Source organism: Streptomyces sp. NPDC060028 (genome assembly GCF_042736725.1).
Lineage (GTDB): Bacteria > Actinomycetota > Actinomycetes > Streptomycetales > Streptomycetaceae > Streptomyces.
The window spans coordinates 24,814-47,174 of sequence record NZ_JBHWVJ010000060.1 but is presented as its reverse complement, the minus strand read 5'-3'; the positions used below and the strand labels follow the sequence as shown (position 1 = coordinate 47,174).

Annotated in this window: 18 protein-coding genes; 13 read left to right on the top strand and 5 right to left on the bottom strand. The window is 72.5% G+C overall.

Annotated elements, in window-relative coordinates; genetic code table 11:
• The first annotated feature begins 207 nt into the window (after positions 1-207).
• The 7 genes from ACFWBF_RS26135 (at position 208) to ACFWBF_RS26105 (ending at position 7,713) form a co-directional block, all read left to right on the top strand.
• Positions 208-627 (top strand): YciI family protein, encoded by a 420-nt coding sequence (locus tag ACFWBF_RS26135; protein WP_385606143.1) that lies wholly within the window; start codon positions 208-210, stop codon positions 625-627.
• Entirely contained in the window at positions 624-1,769 is a 1,146-nt protein-coding gene (locus ACFWBF_RS26130) for an RNA polymerase sigma factor (RefSeq protein ID WP_385606147.1), read from the top strand. The genes ACFWBF_RS26135 and ACFWBF_RS26130 overlap by 4 nt, the downstream gene beginning before the upstream one ends.
• A gap of 109 nt (positions 1,770-1,878) precedes the next feature.
• A complete protein-coding gene (locus tag ACFWBF_RS26125; RefSeq protein ID WP_385606142.1) occupies positions 1,879-3,234 on the top strand; it encodes an erythromycin esterase family protein in 1,356 nt (451 codons plus the stop codon).
• A 136-nt stretch (positions 3,235-3,370) separates the two neighbouring features.
• Complete coding sequence (locus ACFWBF_RS26120) at positions 3,371-5,047, top strand: FAD-dependent oxidoreductase (RefSeq protein WP_385606141.1); 1,677 nt, start codon at positions 3,371-3,373, stop codon at positions 5,045-5,047.
• Positions 5,048-5,058: 11 nt separating this feature from the next.
• The gene (locus ACFWBF_RS26115; RefSeq protein WP_385606146.1) at positions 5,059-6,549 is read left to right on the top strand and encodes an ATP-binding protein; all 1,491 of its coding nucleotides are present in this window, start codon (positions 5,059-5,061) and stop codon (positions 6,547-6,549) included.
• Positions 6,546-6,899 (top strand): UBP-type zinc finger domain-containing protein, encoded by a 354-nt coding sequence (locus ACFWBF_RS26110; RefSeq protein WP_385606140.1) that lies wholly within the window; start codon positions 6,546-6,548, stop codon positions 6,897-6,899. The genes ACFWBF_RS26115 and ACFWBF_RS26110 overlap by 4 nt, the downstream gene beginning before the upstream one ends.
• A 160-nt stretch (positions 6,900-7,059) precedes the next feature.
• Positions 7,060-7,713, top strand: coding sequence for a cutinase family protein (locus ACFWBF_RS26105; protein ID WP_385606139.1), 654 nt, complete (start codon positions 7,060-7,062; stop codon positions 7,711-7,713).
• Positions 7,714-7,841: 128 nt separating this feature from the next.
• Here ACFWBF_RS26105 and ACFWBF_RS26100 read toward each other — a convergent pair whose 3' ends face one another.
• Both ACFWBF_RS26100 and ACFWBF_RS26095 read right to left on the bottom strand, forming a co-directional pair.
• A complete protein-coding gene (locus ACFWBF_RS26100; protein ID WP_385606138.1) occupies positions 7,842-8,930 on the bottom strand; it encodes a BTAD domain-containing putative transcriptional regulator in 1,089 nt (362 codons plus the stop codon).
• A gap of 549 nt (positions 8,931-9,479) precedes the next feature.
• Positions 9,480-10,403, bottom strand: coding sequence for a zinc-binding dehydrogenase (locus tag ACFWBF_RS26095; RefSeq protein WP_385606137.1), 924 nt, complete (start codon positions 10,401-10,403; stop codon positions 9,480-9,482).
• Positions 10,404-10,492: 89 nt separating this feature from the next.
• Between ACFWBF_RS26095 and ACFWBF_RS26090 the strand changes: the two genes are divergently transcribed.
• Both ACFWBF_RS26090 and ACFWBF_RS26085 read left to right on the top strand, forming a co-directional pair.
• On the top strand, positions 10,493-11,452 hold the full coding sequence (locus ACFWBF_RS26090) for a LysR family transcriptional regulator (RefSeq protein ID WP_385606136.1): 960 nt from the start codon (positions 10,493-10,495) through the stop codon (positions 11,450-11,452).
• A gap of 145 nt (positions 11,453-11,597) precedes the next feature.
• Positions 11,598-12,578, top strand: coding sequence for a GNAT family N-acetyltransferase (locus tag ACFWBF_RS26085; RefSeq protein ID WP_385606135.1), 981 nt, complete (start codon positions 11,598-11,600; stop codon positions 12,576-12,578).
• On the opposite strand, the gene ACFWBF_RS26080 is transcribed toward ACFWBF_RS26085, so the two are convergent.
• A complete protein-coding gene (locus ACFWBF_RS26080; RefSeq protein WP_385606134.1) occupies positions 12,573-15,266 on the bottom strand; it encodes an ATP-binding protein in 2,694 nt (897 codons plus the stop codon). The two genes, ACFWBF_RS26085 and ACFWBF_RS26080, sit on opposite strands and share 6 nt — an antisense overlap.
• Before the next feature lie 153 nt (positions 15,267-15,419).
• Positions 15,420-17,027 carry an alpha/beta hydrolase gene (locus ACFWBF_RS26075; protein WP_385606132.1) on the bottom strand — a complete coding sequence of 536 codons (1,608 nt, stop codon included), beginning with the start codon at positions 17,025-17,027 and terminating at the stop codon, positions 15,420-15,422.
• 241 nt (positions 17,028-17,268) lie between these two features.
• On the opposite strand from ACFWBF_RS26075, the gene ACFWBF_RS26070 reads away from it, so the two are divergent.
• From ACFWBF_RS26070 to ACFWBF_RS26060, 3 genes are all read left to right on the top strand, one after another.
• Positions 17,269-17,391, top strand: a complete 123-nt coding sequence (locus ACFWBF_RS26070) for a hypothetical protein (protein ID WP_385606130.1) — start codon at positions 17,269-17,271, stop codon at positions 17,389-17,391.
• Between the two features lie 61 nt (positions 17,392-17,452).
• Complete coding sequence (locus tag ACFWBF_RS26065) at positions 17,453-18,154, top strand: hypothetical protein (RefSeq protein ID WP_385606128.1); 702 nt, start codon at positions 17,453-17,455, stop codon at positions 18,152-18,154.
• Positions 18,155-18,222: 68 nt separating this feature from the next.
• The gene (locus ACFWBF_RS26060; protein ID WP_385606126.1) at positions 18,223-20,529 is read left to right on the top strand and encodes an Rv1355c family protein; all 2,307 of its coding nucleotides are present in this window, start codon (positions 18,223-18,225) and stop codon (positions 20,527-20,529) included.
• A 166-nt stretch (positions 20,530-20,695) separates the two neighbouring features.
• Here the strand turns inward: ACFWBF_RS26060 and ACFWBF_RS26055 are convergent, their stop codons facing one another.
• Positions 20,696-21,316: a TetR/AcrR family transcriptional regulator gene (locus tag ACFWBF_RS26055; RefSeq protein ID WP_385606124.1), complete on the bottom strand. Its 621-nt coding sequence runs from the start codon at positions 21,314-21,316 to the stop codon at positions 20,696-20,698.
• A 163-nt stretch (positions 21,317-21,479) separates the two neighbouring features.
• Here ACFWBF_RS26055 and ACFWBF_RS26050 point away from each other — a divergent pair, with 163 nt between their 5' ends.
• Complete coding sequence (locus ACFWBF_RS26050; protein WP_385606122.1) at positions 21,480-22,289, top strand: SDR family NAD(P)-dependent oxidoreductase; 810 nt, start codon at positions 21,480-21,482, stop codon at positions 22,287-22,289.
• The last annotated feature ends 72 nt before the right edge of the window (positions 22,290-22,361 follow it).

Below are 22,361 nucleotides of genomic sequence, written 5' to 3'. Positions count from 1 at the left end.
TTTATTCCCCGGTCCTCGGGGCGGGCCGGCCACCCCCCCCGCGTGCGGGGGGGGGTGGGGGGCGCCGGGCCCCCCCCCCGCCCCCCCCCACCCCTGCACATACGAGAACCAAAAGAATTCGGGCGGCGATGTCGAGAATCCGTGCCTGGCTCCGTCCCTGCAGTGAAGGCGGCCAGAATGGGTCGCACCCGCACGAGGAGAATCACGATGGCCAAGTACCTGCTGCTCAAGCACTACCGCGGCGCCCCGGCTGCGGTCAACGACGTACCCATGGACCAGTGGACGCCGCAGGAGATCTCGGCGCACGTGCAGTACATGAACGACTTCGCGGCCCGGCTCGAGAAGAGCGGCGAGTTCGTCGACGGTCAGGCGCTCGCCCCCCAGGGGGCGTGGGTCCGGTACGACGGCGAGGGCCGCCCCCCGGTCACCGACGGCCCGTTCGCCGAGACCAAGGACCTCATCGCCGGCTGGATGGTGATCGACGTCGACAGCTACGAGCGCGCCGTCGAGCTGGCAGGCGACCTGTCCGCGGCCCCCGGGGCGGGCGGGAAGCCGATCCACGAGTGGCTCGAGGTGCGCCCGTTCCTGGCCGCGTCGCCCACCATCACGGAGTGTCCTCATCGATGAACGAGGCCCTGCTCCGGAGCCTCACGCCGAGCGTGCTCGGGATCCTCGTCCGCCGCGGAGCCGACTTCGCGGCGGCCGAGGACGCCGTACAGGACGCACTGGTCGAGGCGGTCCGCGTCTGGCCGGCCGACCCGCCACGGGACCCCAAGGGCTGGCTGGTCACCGTGGCCTGGCGCCGGTTCCTCGACGCGACCCGGGCGGACACCGCCCGCCGCCGGCGTGAGGACATCGTCGACGAGGAGCCGGCGCCCGGGCCCACGCCCGCGGTGGACGACACGCTCCAGCTCTACTTCCTGTGCGCCCACCCGTCACTCACGCCGTCGTCCGCGGTCGCGCTCACACTGCGCGCCGTCGGCGGGCTGACCACCCGTCAGATCGCCCAGGCCTACCTGGTGCCCGAGGCGACCATGGCGCAGCGCATCAGCCGGGCCAAGCGCACCGTCTCCCACGTACGGTTCGAGACGCCCGGCGACGTCGCCACCGTGCTGCGCGTCCTCTACCTGGTCTTCAACGAGGGCTACTCCGGCGACGTCGACCTCGCCGCCGAGGCCATCCGGCTCACCCGGCAGCTCGCGGCCCGGGTCGACCACCCCGAGGTGGCGGGGCTGCTCGCCCTCATGCTGCTCCACCACGCCCGGCGCGCCGCCCGGACCGCGCCCGACGGCAGCCTCGTACCGCTCGCCGAACAGGACCGCAACCGGTGGGACACCGCGTCGATCGCCGAAGGCGTCCAGATCCTGCAGGCGGCCCTCGCCCGCGACCGGCTGGGCGAGTTCCAGGCCCAGGCCGCGATCGCGGCACTCCACGGCGACGCGCCCCGGGCAGAGGAGACCGACTGGGTGCAGATCGTCGAGTGGTACGACGAGCTCGTGCGCCTGACCGACAGCCCGGTCGTCCGGCTCAACCGCGCCGTGGCGGTCGGCGAGGCCGACGGGCCGCGCGCCGGGCTGGCGGCGCTCGGGACGCTGGACGACTCACTGCCCCGCCACGCCGCGGTGGCGGCGTACCTCCACGAGCGCGACGGCGACCTGGCGACGGCGGCCCGCCTGTACGTCGAGGCGGCCCGGAAGGCACCCAACCTCGCCGAGCGCGACCACCTGACGCGCCAGGCGGCCCGGCTCAACGCCCGCGGAGGCCGCTGACTGGGGTTTTCCCCCGGTCAAGTCGGAGGAGAGCCCCAGCGCGGCACCCTCCCGCCCCAGGTCATGATCGTTTCGCCCCAGTGGAACACCGAAACGAGGAGTGATCAGCATGACCGCGCACAAGCAGGCGATCGGCCGACGGGGGCTGCTCGCAGCAACGGCCGGGCTCGCTGCCACCGCCCTGCTGGCCCCGGCAGCCTCCGCCTCACCCGCCACCACGGCGACGGACGGTGGCCGGCAGGCCGACGCGCTCCGCGCGCTGGAGCGCGCCGCCCACCCCCTGCGGTCGACGGAACCCGGCGGCGCCACCACCGACCTGCGGGCGCTGGCGGCCATGATCGGCGATGCCAAGGTGGTCGGACTGGGAGAAGCCACCCACGGCTCGCACGAGTTCTTCGCCATGAAGGAACGCGTATTGCGTCACCTCGTCGAGGAGAAGGGCTTCACCACCTTCGCCCTGGAGATGAGCTGGACGGCCGGCCTGCGGATCAACGAGTACCTCCAGGGCGGAGCCGGCGACGCCCGGCAGATCGCCAAGGAGACACTGACCGGATCCCCCTGGGAACGCGAGGAGTTCGTCAGCCTCATCGCCTGGATGCGGCGGCACAACGACCGGCACCCCGACCGGAAGGTCCACTTCATGGGCAACGACGTCGGAGCGCCCAAGCTCGGCGACGCCGTCTTCGACCGGGTCACCTCCCACGTCCGCGCGAACCACCCCCAGGACCTTCCGCGCCTCGAAGAGCTCTATGCGGGCCTGCGCCCCCTCGACGACGTCTTCGTCTACCTGCGCAAGCCCCTCGCCGAACGACGCCAAAACGCCACCACCGCCCAGCGGGCACTCGACCTGGTCACCGCCGACAAGGGCACCGGCGGTGAGGCCTACGAGTGGGCCGAACAGCACGCCCGCAACATCGCCCAGACGTTCGCCTTCGCGTCCCTCGACCTGTCCGATCCGGCGTCGGTGTCCGCCGCGGAGCACCTTCGCGACCGGGTCATGGCCGACAACACCGCCTGGTGGCAGCGCCGCACCGGCCACAAGATGCTGCTGTCGGCGCACAACGGCCACGTGGGCTATCTGTCCAGCGACCCCGTGATGTACCCGACGACCCAGGGCGTCTTCCTGCGCAACGCCCTCGGCCGGGACTATGCCGCGATCGGCTTCACCTTCGACCGCGGGTCATTCCTCACCGCGACCACCCTCGGCGGGGCCTGGGGCAAGGTCACCGTCCCTCCGGCCACCCCCGACATGCAGGAGTACACCCTCGACCGGGTCCGCCACCGTGATTACTACCTCGACCTGCGCACGCTGCCGGCGGCGGCCCGCACCTGGCTGAACACACCCCGCCCCGTCTACGAGGCCGGTTCGTCCTTCAAGAACGACCCGCTCCCCACCCTCGCGATCAGCCAGGCCTACGACATCCTCATCCACCTCAACCAGGTCCACGAAGCCACCCCGCTCTGATCACCGGCCCCGGGTGCCCGGCCGCCGGTCCGTCGCGTCGACCGAGGCGAACCCGGCCGATCGAACATACGATGACGGGAACCGGCGCAGGCCGCTCGCTGTGCCGCCAGTCCAGGCCGCTCGGGGCGGGAGACGTATGCCAGAGGTCGCCGAAACAGCGCGGACCGTCATCCTGACCGTGGACGACGACCCGGGAGTCTCCCGTGCCATCGCCCGTGACCTGCGGCGCCGCTACGGCGCCTCGTACCGGATCGTGCGCGCCGAGTCCGGCGAGTCCGCGCTGGAGGCGCTGCACGAGCTGAAGCTGCGGGGTGACCTGGTGGCGGTGGTCCTCGCCGATTACCGCATGCCGCAGATGAACGGCATCGAGTTCCTCGAACAGGCGATGAGCGTGTACCCGGGCGCCCGGCGCGTGCTGCTGACCGCGTACGCCGACACCAACGCGGCGATCGACGCGATCAACGTCGTCGACCTCGACCACTATCTGCTCAAGCCGTGGGATCCGCCGGAGGAGAAGCTCTACCCGGTCCTGGACGACCTGCTCGCGGCCTGGCGCTCCAGCGACTACCGGCCGGTACCCGCCACCAAGGTGGTCGGGCACCGGTGGTCGGCGCGCTCCTCGCACGTTCGGGAGTTCCTGGCCCGCAACCAGGTGCCGTACCGCTGGTACTCCTCCGACGAGCCGGAGGGACGGCGGCTGCTGGAGGCGGCCGGGGCCGACGGGCAGCGGCTCCCCCTGGTGATCACTCCGGAGGGCACCGTGCTGGTGGAGCCGGAGGCGTCCGACCTCGCCGCCCACGTGGGGCTCGCGACGACCCCGGCCTCCGACTTCTACGACCTCGTCGTGATCGGCGGCGGCCCGGCCGGGCTCGGAGCGGCCGTGTACGGAGCCTCCGAGGGACTGCGGACCGTACTGATCGAGCGGTCGGCGACCGGCGGGCAGGCCGGGCAGAGCTCCCGCATCGAGAACTACCTCGGCTTCCCCGACGGCGTATCGGGCGCACAGCTCACCGAACGCGCCCGCCGCCAGGCCGGCAGGTTCGGCGCCGAGATCCTCACCGCACGCGAGGTCACCGGGCTGGAGGCCAACGGAGCGGCACGCGTCGTCCGTTTCTCCGACGGCTCGGAGATCGCCGCGCACAGCGTCATCCTGGCCACCGGCGTGTCGTACCGGCAGCTCCAGGCACCGGGCTGCGAAGACCTGACCGGCTGTGGACTGTATTACGGTTCCTCGCTCACCGAGGCGTCCTCCTGCCTGGAGCAGGACGTGTACATCGTGGGCGGCGCCAACTCCGCCGGGCAGGCGGCGGTGTACCTCGCGCGGGGCGCGAAGTCGGTGACCATGCTGGTGCGCGGCGAGTCCTTGACGGCATCGATGTCGTACTACCTGATCCAGCAGATCGAGGAGACGGCGAACATCACGGTACGCACCCGGACCGTCGTCGAGGCGGCACACGGCGACGGGCACCTGGAACAGCTGACGCTGCGCGACGTGGACAGCGGCGCGACCGAACTCGTCGACGCCCAGTGGACGTTCGTGTTCATCGGCGCGGCTCCGCTGACCGACTGGCTGGACGGTACGGTGCTGCGCGACGAGCACGGCTTCATCCTGGCCGGGCCGGACCTCACACCGGACGGGCGACCGCCGGCCGAATGGGAACTCGACCGGCCGCCCTACCACCTGGAGACCAACATTCCCGGCGTGTTCGTCGCGGGCGACGCGCGCGCCCGGTCCGCGAAGCGCGTCGCGTCCGCCGTCGGAGAGGGAGCCATGGCCGTCATGCTCGTCCACCGGTACCTGGAGCAGTCGTGAGCGGGCAGGTCATGCCGTGCAGCCCGCACGAGATCGCCTCGCTGTTCCTCTTCGAGAAGCTCTCCCCGCAGCAGCTCGGACGGCTGTGCAGCGAGGGGGTGGTGGAGCGCTTCGAGGCCGGTCCGGTGTACACCGAGGGCGAGCCGGCCACCTGCTTCTACGTGATGATCGAAGGCACGGTCGTCCTGTCCCGCCGGGTCGGCGGCGACGACGTGGAGGTCAGCCGGACCTCGCAGCGCGGGGTGTACGCGGGGGCCATGCAGGCCTATCTGGGCGACCGGGTGCCGCAGACGTACAACAACTCGATGCGGGTGAGTGAGCCGACGCGCTTCTTCGTGCTGCCCGCGCAGTCGTTCGCGGACATCATGCAGGAGTGGTTCCCGATGGCCGCGCACCTGCTGGAGGGGCTGTTCTTCGGCTCCAGGAACACGCAGCGGGCCATCGGACAGCGTGAACGGCTGCTGGCCCTGGGATCGTTGTCCGCCGGTCTCACCCACGAGCTCAACAACCCGGCCGCGGCGGCCGTCCGGGCCACCGCCACATTGCGGGAACGGGTGGGCAAGATGCGGCACAAGCTGGCCGTCATCGCCCGCGGCCCCTACTCCCGCGAGGCACTCGCCGGCCTCATCGAGATTCAGGACCGCACCGCCGAACGCGTCGCCAAAGCACCGACGTTGAGCCCCATGGAGGCTTCCGACCGGGAAGACGAACTGGCCGACTGGCTGGACGGCCACGGCATCCCGGACGGCTGGCGGATCGCGCCCACTTTCGTGCAGGCCGGACTGGACACGGACTGGCTGGAGCAGGTCGCGGCGACCGTGGCCGAGGACATCCTGCCGGGAGCCGTCGGCTGGCTCAACTACACGGTCGAGACCGAGCTGCTGTTGGACGAGATCGACGACTCCACGACCCGCATCTCCCACCTCGTGGACGCGGCCAAGCAGTACTCGCAGCTCGACCGCGCCCCGCACCGGGTCGTCGACGTCCACGAACTGCTCGACAGCACCCTGCTGATGCTGTCCGGCAAGATCGGCCCCCGGGTCCGGGTGGTCAAGGACTACGACCGCTCGGTGCCGGACGTACCCGCCTACCCGGCGGAGCTCAACCAGGTGTGGACCAACCTCATCGACAACGCGGTCTTCGCCATCGGGAGCACCGGTGGCGACGGCACGCTCACGGTCCGCACCGCTCGCGAGGGGGACCGGCTGCTGGTGGAGTTCCGCGACACCGGGCCCGGCATTCCGGCCGACATCCGCAGCCGCATCTTCGACCCCTTCTTCACCACCAAGCCGGTCGGTGAAGGCACCGGTCTCGGCCTGGACATCTCCTGGCGGATCGTCGTCAGCAAGCACCACGGCAGCCTCCAGGTCGAGTCCGCGCCGGGCGACACCCGTTTCCAGGTACTGCTGCCGCTGACCGTCCAGGAATCCGGGACCGAGACCGGGACCGGGACCGCAACCGCAACCGCAACCGCAACCGAGACCACCGAGGAGCCGGCGTGAGTGCCATCGACGGAATCGACCCGAGCGTCCCGCCCAGCGGCACCGGCTGCGTCGAGTGCGACGCGGCGGGCGGCTGGTGGTTCCACCTGCGACGCTGCGCCCAGTGCGGCCACATCGGCTGCTGCGACTCCTCACCCGCTCAACATGCCACCGCGCACTGGAAGTCCACCGGTCACCCCTTGGTGCAGAGCTTCGAACCGGGGGAGGACTGGTTCTGGGACTACGACGGCAACGAACTGTACGATTCCGGCCCCGAGCTGACGCAGCCCGGTGCCCACCCGGCGGACCAGCCTGCGCCGGGACCGGCCGACCGGGTTCCGCAGGACTGGACGCGACTGCTGCACCCTTGAGCGTCCTTCGCAGCCGTACGGCTCCAGCAGCGCCACGATCCGGCGACAGCCCGTTTCATCGGGATGTCATCGACCGCTGCCACTGTCGTCCGGTGACCTTGGCCGACCGCGTACCGCATCGGAAAGCACACGCGCAGGCCAACTACATGCGGAGGATGGAATGCGAACACGAAGGATCGCGGCCGTTTTGGCCGGTCTTCTGATGACGGTCGGGCTTTCGGCGACACAGGGGGCCACGGCACAAGCGGCGGCTTCGTGCGAGGGCACCTACACGATCGTCGTCGGGGGCACGGGCAGCTCCTGGAACAACGACGGCTTCTCCGGCAACATCCAGCAGCACGTTGGCTACCCCACCCAGATTCCCAACGGTGCCAGCGCCCGCGCAGGCGTCAATGAGCTGAACCGGCTGGTGCGCAACCAACGCGCCGCGTGCCCGGGTCAGCACGTCAAGATGGCCGGGTACTCCCTGGGCGCGGCGGTGGTGCACATCTGGGTCACCGAGAACTGGCAGACGTTCGACAACGTCAACGCCATTCTCATCGCGGACCCCAAGCGCCAGGGCCCTCCCGGAGCCAACGGCGGAGCCGTGCCGTTCGGCGGTGTCATCGGCGCTCCGCTCGCCGGCGCCGACAGGTTCTTCGGCAACGTGCCCGTCAAGACGATCTGCCACTGGGACTACGTCTGCGACGAGTCCGCCGGCATCTGGACCTACCCGAACAACCACGTCAGGAACTACCCCGAAGACTTCAACATGGATCACCACAACGACGGCGCCAGCGAGCAGTGGTACAACGGCGCCTGGTACCCCTGGTAGCCGCGAAAGCCCGTCGGCTGGGCGCGTAGCCGAATGCGTTCACCATCTGTCAACGGCCGAGAACGGCAACCGGCCGCTGACAGGTGGTGATCCGGTTGTGCGGCCCGGCCGACATGCCCGTACTCGCGTCACTGCGCGGTCCTGGTGAGGCCGAGGCCGGCTTCGTCCCCGCGCAGAATCATCTGGTACGTCCGCCGCAGCATCCGGCTCGGAGGTACCCCCAGGTCGTCGGTCAGACGGCGGCGGGCGCGGTCGAAGACGGTCAGTGCGTCGGCCTGCCGGCCGTGACGGTACAGGGCGCGCATCAGCATCGCGGCCACCGGCTCGTTCAGGGGGTGCGCCGTGGACAAGGCGAACAGCTCGGCGATCGCTTCGGAGTGCTGGCCCAGCCGCAGCTGCCACTCCAACTTCCGCTGCGCGAGGGCGATCCTGCGCTCGGTGAGCCGCAGCCGCTCCAGTTCGGCGAGCGGTCCGGGCAGGCCGGCCAGAAGTTCCCCGCGAAACAGGTCCAGCGCCTGAGAACACAGGCGGAGCGCCTCGGTGGGTTCGCCCGCCCGATCGGCCGCAGCCATGTCGGCGACCAGTTTCTCCATGCGCGCCACGTCCACTTCGACCGCGCCGGAGACCAGCCGGTAGCCACACCGGTTGTGCTCGATCACCGAATCCGGGCTGTCCCCGATGCGCAGGGTCTTGCGTAATCGGTAGACGTACACCGGCACCACGTTCGTGACCGGCGGCTCCATCCCCCATACGCCGTCGAGCAGTTCCCGCTGGCTGACCGTCCGCCCCGCGCGCAGCGCCAGCGCCGCCAGTACGGCTTGCTGGCGCAGATGCCCCAGGTTCAGGGGCCGCCCGTCCTGCCATGCCCGCAGCGGTCCGAGCACGGAGATCTGCACCTTCGGACGGGCCGCTCGGACGGCGGCGGCGGTCCGCGCCACCGGGCTCCCCGCCTGCGTGCGGGGGCCGCGGCCGGGGACGACCAGGCCGCAGTCGAAGGCGTGGACGATGGCGGCGGCCCGGTCGCGCAGCCCGAGTTTCACGAGGATCCGCGCGAGGGTTCCGGCCACGGCATCCTCGGGGATGGCCAGGGCGGCGGCGATCTCGTCGTCCCGCAGACCGCAGCCGACCGCGTGGAGCAGCTTGCGCTCCTGATGCCGGAGCACGTTGGCGGCGGCGGCGGCGGTGGTTGGCCGGCCGGTGGTGGCGGTCGTCGGCATCGCTGCTCCCCGGGCTCCGGGCTGGTCGTTCTGGCGGACGCCGTCGACAAGGTAGTGGCGGGAGCGCCGGGTAAGGCATCCGGAACGATCCGGAGTGACACCGGGAGAGAGTCCCTCAGGTCGACCTGGCCGACGAAGTCGCGTGCCGCTTCGGCTCCTTTGGCGCGCCGGATGACGAGGTCCCGCACCAGGGGAGGCACGGCGTCCCGGTCGAGCCGGAAGGGGCCGCTCACGGTTGCGGCGGCCGCCACGCGGGTTCGCATCGCGGCGCTCCGCGCGACGTGGTAGCCGCCCAGGCTGAGCCCGACGAGGCCGACGCGGTGCACCCCGCGCCCGGCTGGCGGTCTCACCGGTCGCGGCCGGCGAGTACCACCAGGCGGCGGCGCGCTGGTTCCACTTCGCCACCCTGGCGCCGCCTGCGCGGCTCGCTCCAGCCGTCGACGGAGGCCGGCTCGCCCGCGACGCGCAGCTACGCGTGGGGATCGAGCCCGGCCCCGGTGGCCCGGGTCAGCCGGGCGGCGACGAAGTCCGTGGCGAAGACCGCGGCGCTCATCGTGCGGCTCCCGTGGTCAGGACGGCCTTGCCGCGGATCCGGCGCTCCCGCAGATCGACGAGGATCCGGGCCGTCTGCCCCCAGTCGCCGACCCGGCCGATCTCCGGGTGCAGCCGTCCGAGGCCCACCAGGCGCACCAGGGTGGCCAGATCCCCGCCGTACGGAGCTCCGGCGTAGTGGAAGTGCCGGATCGAGCCGCCTTCCGGACCGGCGAAGAAGTCGAAGAAGTTCAGCGTCACCGGAGTACGGCTGGCCTGGCCGAACCAGATCAGTGTGCCGCCGGCGGCCAGCTTGGCCAGCGCGAGCGGCAGGACGGCGCCGCCGGTGGACTCCAGCACCAGGTCGAACGGGCCCCGCGCCTCGGCGACATCGTGCACGACCGCTGCCGCGCCCAGTGCGAGCAGCCTTTCGCCGCGCGAGGCCGTGGCGGTCACCGCGGTGACGTCCGCGCCCGCGGCGGCGGCGAGTTCGGTGACGTAGTGACCGACTCCGCCCGACGCGCCGGTCAGCAGGACGCGCCTGCCGGTCACGCTGCCGGCCGTGCGCAGCAGCCGCAGCGCCGTGATCCCGGCCAGCGGCAGGGCCGCGGCCTGGACGGAGTCGATGCCGTCGGGCAGTACGGCGAGCGAGTGCGTGGGCACGGCGACGTACTCGGCCCAGCCGCCCTTGGCCGGATGGCCCACGACCCGGGTGCCGATCGACGGCCCCGACCCGTCGGCCGCCGCCTGCACCACGAGCCCCGCCACGTCCTTGCCGGGAACCAGTCCCGGCCTCGGCCTCTCCAGCAAGAACGTTTCGCCGCGGTTCGGCGCGAACGCCTCGACCCTGACCAGCGCCTCGTCGGCCGCCGGGACGGGCTGGGCATCGTCGGCGAACTCCACCGGACGTGCCGGATCTCCTGTGGGAATCAGTCTCTGCATGCGGATCATGGAAGCGGCCGCGGCGCCGAGCGGTCCAACAACCCACGGGACAAGGCGACAACCAATGGTTGTCGCCTAAGGTGAGGGGCGTGGATCTCGACCTGGCGCAGGTGCGCGCCTTCGTGCTCGCCGCACAGGAACTGCACTTCGGACGCGCGGCCGAGACCCTGTCGATCTCCCAGCAGGCCCTGTCCAAGAGGATCGCCCGCCTGGAGTCCGGACTCGGCGCCGAGATGTTCCACCGCGGCGCCCACGGCGTGCGGCTCACCGTCGCCGGGCACCGCTTCCTGGAACCGGCCCGGCAGACCCTGGCCGCCGCCGACCAGGCCGTGGCCGCCGTACGGGACGAACCCCGGCCGCTACGGGTCGACGTATGGGGCCACTTGTACGCGCCGATGCGGACGCTGGCCCAGGTGGCGGCGCGCACCGGTGCGCCGCCTATGGAGCTGGGACACGGCCGCGACCTGCCGTCGGCGGCTGCCGCGCTGCTGCACGGGGACATCGACGCCGCGTTCGGGCGGGTGCACCCGCCCGTGCCCGCGGGGCTGACACACCGCCTGGTGCGGCTGGAGCCGGTGGACGTCATCCTCGGCACGGACCACCCCCTGGCGGGAGAGGCCGCGCTCCGGCCCGGTCAGCTGCGGGACAGCGTGCTGTGGACCCCCGGCACGCTGGGCCGGCTCGACTTCCTGCACCGCTTCGCCGAGCGGTTCGGCGTCGGCGACCGCGCCGAGGGCCCCAACCTGGGACCGGACCACTTCCTCGCCGGCCTGTCCGCGGACGCCCGCCGCTTCGCGCTGATGCCGGCCGACGGACCGCTCCCGCGGACTCCCGGCATCCGGAGCGTTCCGCTGGTGGACCCGACGCCGCTGTACGCCTGGTCGCTGCTGTGGCGCGGCAACGGCGGGCACTCCCGGCTCGACGCACTCGTAGGCGCTTTCGCCGCGGAAGCCGGGCGCAGCCGCTGGCTGGAATACGACCCGGCCTGCGACTGGCTGCCCGAACCCCACTGCCACGTCCGCGCCGACCGATGCCCGGCAGGCCGATGACCGGTGACGTTACGTCGGGATGACTGATGCCCGTCAGGTAGCGGCCGACCTAATGTCTCCACAGACCCGGTGGCATTCGTCCGCGACGTCAAGCCTGGCAGGCCGGCTGCTCGGAGAGATCGACGAACTGATCAACGCACCAGAAATGAGCACACCCATGCTGTTCCGTTCCACGACCGAAACCGACCTCGACCTCGTCACCGCCGTGACGGTCGACGAGCCCATCAGCTGGATTCCCGCCGACCGCTACCTCGAAGAACTGGCGGAGGGCATGTACAGGCCCGAGTGGACCTGGATCGCCGAGGACGGCGGCCGGGTCGTGGCCCGCGCCCTGTGGTGGGGACAGGCATCCAGCGAGTACCCGGTCGCACTGGACTGCCTGCACGTCGACCCCTCGGTCGTCGACCGCGCGGCGGTCGCTGCCGGGCTGATCACCGCGGGCCTGCGGGCCTTCGCCGAGCAGGGCGCGACCAAGCCCCCGCTGTACAACCTGACACTTCCGAACGGCTGGCGCGAGGACCCGGACGTCGTCGCCGCCCTGGACTGGCGGCAGGAGGCCGCACGGGCGGCCGGGCTCACCGCCGAGGTGGAACGGCTGCGCCTGGAGTGGACCCCCGACGCCGGGCTCCCGGCCTCCGGCGGGCGCCTCACCTTCACCGAGGGCTCGGACGAGGAGTTCCTCGACGTCTTCCGACGGATCGCGGTGGGCAGCCTGGACGGCGAGACGCGCCGGAACCTGGTGGCCATGGGAGCCGAGGCCACCGCCCGCGAGGAGATGGACTTCTACCTCAGCTGCCCGGGCGAGCGCTCGTGGTGGCGCCTGGCCCGCACTCCCGACGGGCAGGTGGCCGGGCTGGCCCTGCCGTCCGCCACGCCCTACAGCCGCAACGTCGGCTACCTGGGCGTCGTCCCCGAGCTGCGCGGACAGGGGTACGTCGACGACGTGCTCGCCGAGATCACCCGGGTGCAGGTGGAGGCGGGCGCCGAACTGATCACGGCCACCACCGACACCGACAACGCCCCGATGGCCGCCGCCTTCGCCCGGGCCGGCTACCGGACCGCCCAGACCCGGATGATCTACGCGGTGCCGGCAACCGCACCGGCGCCGCAGACCGCGGCCTCATGAAGCCAGCAGCGTGGCGAGTTCGGTGCGCGAGCTGACGCCCAGCTTGGGGAAGGCGCGGTACAGGTGATGCCCGACCGTGCGGGGGCTCAGGAACAACTGGGCGGCGATCTCCCGGTTGCTCGCACCGGATGCCGCCAGCCGGACGACTTCGCGTTCCTGCGGGCTCAGCAGGCTGATCGGCCCGTCCTCGCGGGCGGTCAGCCCGGTCTCGCCGCCCGCTGCTCCCAGCTCCTGCCGGGCGCGGCCGGCCCAGGGCTGTGCGCCGAGCCGATCGAAGGCCTCCAGCGCGGCGCGCAGTTGGTCCCTGGCGTCGATCTGGCGCCGCAGGCGGCGCAGCCATTCCCCGTAGAGCAGCGCCGTGCGGGCCCGGTCGTAGTCGCTGCCGCCGTCGTGCAGGGCCAGCGCCGCGGTGAAGTGCTCCTCGGCCGCGGCGTCGGAGCTGGTCAGTGCCTGGCAGCGGTGGGCCAGGGCGGAGAGGGCGGGCTGTCCGAGTGCGGCGGCCCATGCCCCGAGCAGCCGTGCCGGCTGCGCCGCCCGCTCCGGGCGGCCGGCGCGTCCCGCCGCCTCGACGAGGTCCGCCAGCAGAGGCAGGCAGAGCAGCGGATGGGCCGCATCGCGCAGCGCCGACTCCAGGGGTTCCAGGGCCGCCTCGGGCCGGCCCAGGCCGAGTTCGAGCACGCCCAGCGCCCACAGGGCGTCCGCCGTACCCCGTCCCACCCCGCGCGGTCGCGTGTACTCCAGGGCTTCGCCGGCCAGGGCGCGGCCCTGCTCCTCCTGCCCCCGGACGCCCGCCAGCATCGCCAGGGCGGCGCGCAGATGGGCGGCCCGGTGGGCCAGGTCGTAGTACTCGGCGAGCTGGAGCCCTTCGGCGGCGTGCGCGGACGCCTCGTCATGGCGGCCGAGGGCCAGTTCCGTCTGGGCCAGCAGGTGGAGGGTGGTGGGCAGCCACCCGCTGATGCCCTCGCCGCGGCAGTGGGCCACCGCTCCCGCGGCGGCCTCCCGTGCGGCCTCGTGGTCGCCGGTCAGCCGGGAGTAGATCCCGGTCATCAGCCGGTCCATGACGCCGCCGGCAGGGTCCTGGCCGCTCTTCCCGAGCGCGCGCAACGCGTCGAGCGCGTCGAGGGCGCCGGGCACGTCACCGCCGAACAGCCGGGCGGGCACGGCCAGTACCGGCAGATGCGGGGCGCGGGACGCGATCTCCTCGATCAGCGTGGCGTCCCCCGCGCAGAACGCCGCGTGGACGGCGTCGGTCAGCAGCGACGCCATCGTGTCCGGACGGCCGGCGCCGGTCACCTCCGCGCTGTCGAGGAGGATCCGGGCGGACGTCTCGGGCCTGCGGTAGCCCAACTCCACCACCGCCCGGGCGCGCGCGAAGTTCGCCGCCACGCCCGGGTCCTCCAGCGGCAGCGGCACCTGGTCGGTCAGCGCGCCGCACCGCTCGTCCTGTCCGGCATCGCCGGCCTTCCGCGCCGCGCAGACCAGCCGGCGCGCACGCAGGTGTGGATCCGCGGTGAGCTGGGCGGCGCGCTCGTAGGCGGCTGACGCGGACGCCATCGCCTGCCGGCTCCCGGCCCACTCGGCGACCCGTTCCAGCTCCTCGGCGACCCGCTCGTCCGGGCCCGTCGACGCGGCGGCCAGATGCCAGGCCCGCCGGTGAGCCTGGCCGGCGGCGCCCAGCGCCTGCGCCAGCGCCCGGTGCGCGGCGATGCGCCGGGCGAGCGGGGCGCCCCGGTAGGCGGCGTACCGCACCAGCGGATGCCGGAAGCGGAGCACTGCCCCGGACAGGAGCACGAACCCGGAGCGTTCGGCGGGTTCGAGGTCCTCCACCGCCCCACCGAGCGGCTGCGCGGCCTGCAGCACCACGGCGAGATCCCCTGTGTCGTCGGCGGCGGCGACCAGCAGCACCACCTGGGTGGCTTCGGGAAGCCGCCGGATCTGCTCCAGGAAGCCGTCCTGGATCCGGCTCGGCAGCCCGGCGGCCGTTTCGGGGAGCGCCAACGGGCCCAGCCGCCCGGCGCGCTGCGCCGGGGTGAGTGCGGTCGACAGCTCGATCAGGGCCAGCGGATTGCCGCGCGCCTCCTCGATGAGCCGGTCCGTCACGTACGGCGGCAGGCCCGGCACCAACTCGGCGGCGGCCGCGCGGTCCAAACCTTCGACGAGCAGCCGGGGCAGCCCCTTCACGGCGGCGCCGGGCGCCCCGTCGCGGACCGCGAAGAGCATCACGACGCCCTCCGCCCGTAGTCGGCGCGCGGCGAACGTCAGCATGTCCACCGACGGCTGGTCGAGCCACTGCGCGTCGTCGACCAGGCACAGCAGCGGGCCGTCGGCCGCGGCCTCCGACAGCATCGTGAGGACCGCGAGCCCGACGGTGAAGCGGTCACGCACGCCGTCGCCGGTCAGCCCGAAGACCGCCCGCATGGCCGCGGCCTGCGGCTGCGGCAGGGCGTCGACGAGGTCCAGCACGGGCAGGAACAGCTGGTGGAGGCCGCCGAAGGCCAGTTCCATCTCCGATTCGATGCCCTCGACGCGCAGCACGCGTACACCGTCCGCCCGCCCGGCGGCGTATTCGAGCAGCGCGGTCTTGCCGATCCCGGCCTCACCGTGCACGAGGAGGGCGCCGCTCGTCCCCTGACGAGCGGCGGCGAGCAACTGCTCGATCCGGTCCCGCTCCGCATTCCGCCCCCGCACGCTGTGCCCCCGTGACCTTCTCGCCTGGCGTGTCCGGGCCATTATCACTGGTCAGGGTGCCGGGGCGGCGAGCGGCTGGGATCCGGCCGGTGCTCGGTGCTCGGTGCCGGTGCTCGGTGCCGGTGCTCGGTGCCGGTGTTCAGGAGCAGGTCCTCAGCGCAGTGTGGGGATCACATCGCGCGTCTCGTCGACCTCGACGCCCGCGGTGCGGCGGCCGAGCGGTTCCGGGGGCGTCTCGTCCGCACAGACGGTGCCCGGTGCGGGCAGCGCCAGGCCGGCGAGGTAGTTCGTGACGAGGGCGCTGACACACGCGCTCCGGTTGTAGGCGGTGTGTCCTTCACCGGCGAAGGTCAGCAGCCGCCCGTTGTCCAGCGTCCCGGCGAGGGCCACGGCGTCCTGGTACGGGGTGTCCGGGTCCCCGGTCGTGCCGAGGACCAGGATCGGGGCGGAACCCGCCGCCCGGTAGGAGCCCTCGAAGCGGCTCGGGCGCTCCGCCGGCCACTGGGCGCAGGTGGGCGCGTGGTTGTGGTCGTAGGTGGGCGGCCCGAGGCCGATGGGGGGTCCCAGCAGCGGAGCGGCGGTGACGTGGGCGCCGACCAGCGCGCCCAGGAGCAGGGGGCTGGTCGGATAGACGCGGTCGGCGCACTCGACGGCCATGTTGACGTTGAGGAAGTCGAAGGACGCGGGTGAGGGCGGGGACAGCAGGAACGACCCCTGGTGTGCCTGGGCCGCCCGCAGGGCCTGTCCCAGTTCGGGCCAGATCTCCTTGCCCGCGTTGATGTTGAACATCAGCCGGTAGGCGAGGGTGTAGCCCGTGGCCGGGCGCCCGCTCGCGGTGATGACGGGGTCGGCGTCCAGCGCGTGCTTGAGCTGCTCGAAGGCCTGCCGCGGCCGGCCTTCGCCGAATCCGCAGGTGGCGGCGTTCTGCGCGCACCAGTCCAGGAACCGGCCGACCGCCGCGTCCAGGGCGACGAACTGCCCGGCGTCGTAGGCGTACGGCGCGTCGGCGTAGTGCTGCGGATCGTAGGCGCCGTCCAGGACCATGGCGCGGACGCGCCGGGGGAACTGCGCGGCGTAGACGGTGCCGACGTAGCTGCCGAAGGAACGGCCGTAGAAGGAGAGCTTCTCCTCGCCGAGGGCCTGGCGGAGCAGGTCGATGTCCTTGGCGTTCGAGGCGGTGCCGATGAACGGCACGAGGTCCGGGGACCGTTGCTGACAGGCGGTGGCGAAGTCGAGGCCCTGCCGGATGGCGCCGTGCAGGGCCCCCGGGCCGGGTACGCCGCGTGCGGCGTCGACGGCGGCGGAGTACTCCTTGTCGTTCCAGCACTCCACCTGTCCGCTGCGCCCCACTCCGCGCATGTCGTACCCGACGACGTCGAAGGCGTCACGCAGGGAGGCGGGCAGCGCGTCGTAGCTGTTACGGGCGAAGTCCACACCGGAGTTGCCGGGTCCGCCGGGGTGCAGCAGCAGGACGCCGGTGCGGTGGGCCCGGTCGGCCGCGAGCCGTCGGGTGACGGAGAGGGGGATCGTACGCCCGGTGGGCCGGCGGTAGTCCAGCGGCACCCGGGCGGTCGCGCACTCGAAGCCGTCCCCCGGGTCGGCGCAGGGACCCCAGGACAGGACGGGCACGGGCGGGGCGGCGAGGGCCGTTGCCGTGGCGGCCCCGGGCGCCACTCCGAGGAGCGCGGTGACGGCGAGCAGGACGAGGGTTATCCCCCACACCACTCGCTTGCGCGGGTCAGCTGCCAACCGGGTCCGCATGCGGCGATCCTCCGTCATGGTCGTTGTGGAAGGGCGCCAACGTAGCCTCCGGCCGCCGCCCGTGTCGGCCCACCAGGAGTTGATTCCCCCTTACCCCCAGAGGAAGCGTCCGGCTACAACCAGGGTTGTACAGCCCGCGGTGGTCCCGTGCGCGGCGAGGTCAGATTTGTCCAAGCCAGGCCGCATGCCCGTCGATAGTGTCCCGGTTCGTAATCGATGAGCCCAAGAGGGGGAGTACCCGATGGAAGACCTGCTGCGCATCCTCGTGGCCGGCGCGCTCACAGGAGGCCTGGTCGGGCTGGCCGGCGCCTTCGGCCGGCGCCGCCGCAGCCGTCGAGAGGGCGGCGACACGAACGGCCGCTGACCTTCCGCAGGGACGAACGGACCGCCGCGCGCCGGGCCCCCTACACCCTCAAGGCGTCCACATGCACCTCAAGCTGTTCGACATCCACTTCGACGACCCCCTCTACCAGGACTTTCTCGCGCAGCAGGAGAGGGCGTACGCCCGGCTCGGCCACGAGTCGATGGTGAGGTTCGGAAAGGGCGATCCACGCGTCGGCGCCGATGCGCTGAGCTGTGTGGCAGCCGTTGACGACGACGGCCGCCTCGTGGGCGGAGTGCGCATCCACCACGGGGTCACGGGGGAGTTGCCCTCGGAGATCCACCTCCGCAGTCCGGAAGTCGCCTCCGGCGGCGCCCGGGCACGCGCCCGGGGAGAGGTGGTGGCGGAAGTCGCCGGCGCGTGGGTGGCGCCGCACTGGAGAGGACGCCATCTCGTCACCGTGCTGATGGTCGCCGGTATCGCCGCCGCCGAAACCCTGGGCGCCACCGCGCTCCTCGGCAGCTGCTCGGCCCGGCTGACGCAGACGTACGCGCCCTGCGGCTACCGGTGGCGGTGGGACCTGCCCCTGACCGATGTCCCTTTCCCCGGCATCACCTCGTACTACTCCCTCGACAGGATCGAAGCGTTCCACCACCGGGAAGCGCGGTTGGCGCGGACATTGGACCTGCTGGGCCAGGCGCTGAGGCGCTCGCGCGAGGGGATACCCGAGCAGGTCCTGCGCGCCTGCGCCGACCAGCTCGGCGTGCAGCTGTTCGAGCTCCCGCTGCTCTCGCCGCAGCCCTGATGCCGTCCGCCGCCCGCCGCCCCTCTCTTCCGGTAACCACCCCGACCACGACCTGCCGAAGGTGCACGATGAGTCTGGAAGCGCACATCCACTCCGCCACCCGGGCGGCCGACGACGCGGGTCCCTGGCGTCCTCGCCTGTTCGCCGCGGACGACCCCGGGCAACGGGCCGAGCTGACCGGGATACTCGCCCGCGGTGAGGCGACGCCGGTGCGGGACACCCTCACCGAACAGGTGGCGGAGCTGCTCACCACCCGCCACCCCGCCTGGAGTCCGAGCGCCGAAGAACTCGCGACGGCGGTGGAAGGGCATCTCGACGGGCAGCCGCCCCTGGAGTACGGGACATGGGTCTGGTACCCGTGGTCGGGCCGGCTCGCGCACGTGCTGCCGGAGCGGGAGTACCGCGAGCTGCGCCAGTCCCGCAACCAGTACAAGATCACAGCGGCGGAGCAGGCCGACCTCACCGGCAGGACGATCGCCGTGGCCGGCCTCTCCGTGGGCGCCGCCAGCGCGTTCACCCTCGCCCAGGAAGGCGTCGGCAGCCGTTTCCGGCTCGCGGACTTCGACCGGCTCTCCCTCTCGAACCTGAACCGGCTGCGCGCCTCGGTCACCGACATCGGCCTGCCCAAAGTGGTCCTCGCCGCACGGCAGATGTACGAGATCGACCCCTACCTCGACATCGCCATTTGGCCCGAAGGCCTGAGCGAGGACAACGTCGACGCGTTCCTGACGGGAGACGGCCGCGCCGACCTGTTCATCGAGGAGTGCGACGACCTCTACATCAAGGTCTTCGCGCGTGAGCGCGCCCGGGCGCACGGAATCGCGGTGCTCATGGAGACCAATGAGCGCGGCATGCTGGACGTGGAGCGCTTCGACCTCGAACCGGACCGGCCCGTGCTGCACGGCCTGCTCGACGGTGTGGCCGCAGCCGACCTCAAGGGGCTGCCGGTCCGCGAGAAGGTGCCCCACGTCCTGCGGATCCTCGGCCCGGAAAACCTCTCGGCACGCATGGCCCCCTCGCTGATCGAGATCGGGCACACCCTCTCCTCGTGGCCCCAGCTCGCCTCGGGGGTGGCCCTGGGCGCCGCCGTCATCACCGACACGGCCCGCCGGGTCCTGCTCGGGCAGTTCACCGGCTCGGGGCGCTTCTTCGTCGACCTGGCGGAGCTCGTACGCGACTGGACCCAGCCCCGCCCGATGCCCGCCGTGCCGATCTCGGGACGCCCGGCGGCGGGCTCCGCGGAGCACCCGCGTACCTCCCCGCTCGTCCTGCCCGGCCCCGGCGAGGTCCTGGGCGAGGAAGGCATCCGCCGCCTGGTGGCGTACGGGACCCGGGCCCCTTCCGGCGGGAACGTCCAGCCCTGGAAGTTCGTCGCCCGGGGCCCGGTGCTGTACTGCCGCACCGACGACACGCAGCCGCCGACGCTGCTCGACTTCCGGGGGACCGCCACCGAGCTCGCGACCGGGGCGGCCGTCGAGAACATCGACCTCGCGGCCCGGGCCGCGGGCTGGGCCTGTCACGTTCGCCCCTTCCCCGACCCGGCCGACCCCGGGCTCGTGTGCGAACTCACCTTCTCCAGGGCCCCGAACACACCACGGCCCGAACTCGTCGACTGGATCGATCGGCGAACCACCAACCGCAGGCCCGGCCCGGCCCGCCCCCTGGACGCATCCCACCGGCGGACCCTGGTGCGCTGCGCGGCCGACAGCGGCGCGCGTCTGCACCTGATCACCGACCGGCCGGAGCTGGAGGAGGCCGGGCGCATCCTGGGCGCCGGCGACCGCCTGCGCATGCTGTCCCCGCGCCTGCACCAGGAAATGATGAGCGAACTGCGCTGGACCCCCGAGGAGGTGCAGAAGACCCGCGACGGCATCGACATCGCCACCCTCGAAGCGGACGGCGCCGACCTGGCGGGCCTGTCCCTCGCCCGTCACTGGCCCCACCTCTCCTTCGTCCGGCAGGTGGGCGGCGGCCGGGCCTTCGAGGAGGGCGCGCGCAACAGCGTCGCCGCCTCCTCGGCGATCGGCTGCCTCACCCTCACCGGGACCGGCCCGCATGCCCACTTCGCCGGAGGCAGGGCCCTGCAACGGCTCTGGCTCACTGCGACGTCCCTGGGCCTCGGATTCCAGCCGGTCACCGTACTGCTCTACCTCTTCGCCCGCGTCGAGCGCGGCGACGGCACCGGATTCGACGCGGCGGAGACGGCCACCCTGCATGCCCTGCGCCGGCGCCTCTCCGCCCTTGTCCCGCAACACCCGGACGAGACCGAACTGCTCCTGTTCCGCCTCTCCTACGCTCCACCGCCCACGGCCCACGCCCTGCGCCGGGAGGTCGACACCGTACTCCGCTTCGACGAACCCGACGCGCCCCGCTGAACCGGACCGACCGGGCGGCCACGACGGTGTCATCACCGTCAGGACCCACCCGATCGCGGGACCGCTGAACCCGGTCGGCCGGGGGTGCATTCCCGGCCGGGCCGGCGCCCAAAACCGCCGCAGGGCCTTCGGTCCGCGCGATGTCCCGAGCCCGGATCCCGGCCGGTCAGGACGGGCGCGGGCCTACGCCGTGGAGGAGGGTGTCGACGATACGGGTCGCGAGCGCGTCGGGGTCGGGGGCGGCGTCGGGGCCGGCGGCAGGGTCGCGAGCGCCGTCGGTGGCAACGTCCCCGCCGTGCAGAACTTCGCTGATGAGGGCGTAGAAGACGCGGCGTACCCACTCCAGGTCGGCGTCCGGGGCGATCACGCCCTCGGCCTGGATCCGGCGGAGCAGTTCGGTGCAGCGGTGGGCGATCTCCTCGTGTGTCCGCGCGGCCTGCTCGCTGTGGGCCACGGCCGGCCCGAGGGCGAAGCCCCAAGCGCCCTTGACCCGCAGCACGTTGGCAGTGGCACGGTGCAGTGCGACCAGTGGAGGAGCGGTCTCGGGGTGGCCGTCCTCGATGGCCTCCGCGAGTTTCAAGGCCCCCTCGGCGGCCAAGGCGTCGACCAGGGCCTGCCGGTTGGCGAACCGCCGGTGGACGGTGGTCCGGGTGACTCCGGCCGCCTCCGCGACCTGCTCCATGGACGCGGCCGGATTCTCGGCCAAGACGTGCTCCGCGGCCGCCAGGATCGCGCGGACGCTGCGTTCGGCGTCGGCCCGCAGCGGGCGGCCCACCGTCTTGCTCATGTCATACCTCCAGCCCTGTCGTACACGGAGACGTTACAGCGGGGGCGCGGGTCCTTCCACAACTGACACAAGAGTGTTGCAGTTCTGTCAATATCCGATACTCTCTTGTCACAGATGATGGGCCGTCGGTTCGGGTCTGGCCCACGACAGAAGGAGAACCACCGTGCGCACCACTGCTCTGATCACCGGCGCATCCTCCGGCCTCGGTGCGGAATTCGCCGCGCAGCTCGCCGCGCGCGGCCACGACCTCGTCCTGGTCGCCCGTTCGGCCGATCGCCTGGCCGCCCTCGCCGACCGGCTCGGCGAGGCCCACGGGGTGAGCGCCCACGTCCTGGTCCAGGACCTCGCCGAGCCGGACGCCGGCCGCCGCATCGGCGCCGAGCTGGCAGACCGCGGCCTGACCGTGGACGTGCTGGTCAACAACGCCGGATTCGGCACCTGCGGCCGGTTCGAAGAGATCGACGGGCGGCGCGACCACGACCAGCTGATGGTCAACATCGTCTCCCTCGTCGACCTCACGCATGAGCTGCTGCCCGGCATGCTCGCGCGGGGCCGGGGCGCGGTGATCAATGTGGCGTCCACCGCCGCCTTCCAGCCGACGCCGTACTTCGCCGTCTACGGCGCCTCCAAGACCTTCGTGCTCGACCTCAGTCTCGCGCTCCGCCAGGAGTACCGACGGCGCGGCATCCGCGTGCTCGCCCTCTGCCCGGGGCCCGTGGAAACCGGGTTCTTCGACGTCATCGGGACCCGCAAGGCCGCTGTCACCGGGGCGTTCAGCATGCCCGAACCGGTCGTCCGGTCCGCACTGCGCGCCCTCGACGCCGACCGCGCCTACGTCACGCCGGGCCTGAGCAACGCGGTGAACGCCCACCTGGCACCCCGCCGACCGCGCACGCTGGTCGCGGCGATCGCCGAGCGTCTCTCGCGCGGCGTCCGAGACGCGGAGAAGAACGTGCAGCGGACGGCGGCGTAACGGGAACTCGGCGCGCAGGTACGGGGTGCCCGCGAAACTCCTGCTCGACGCGGCAAGCCCGGAGCGGCCGCC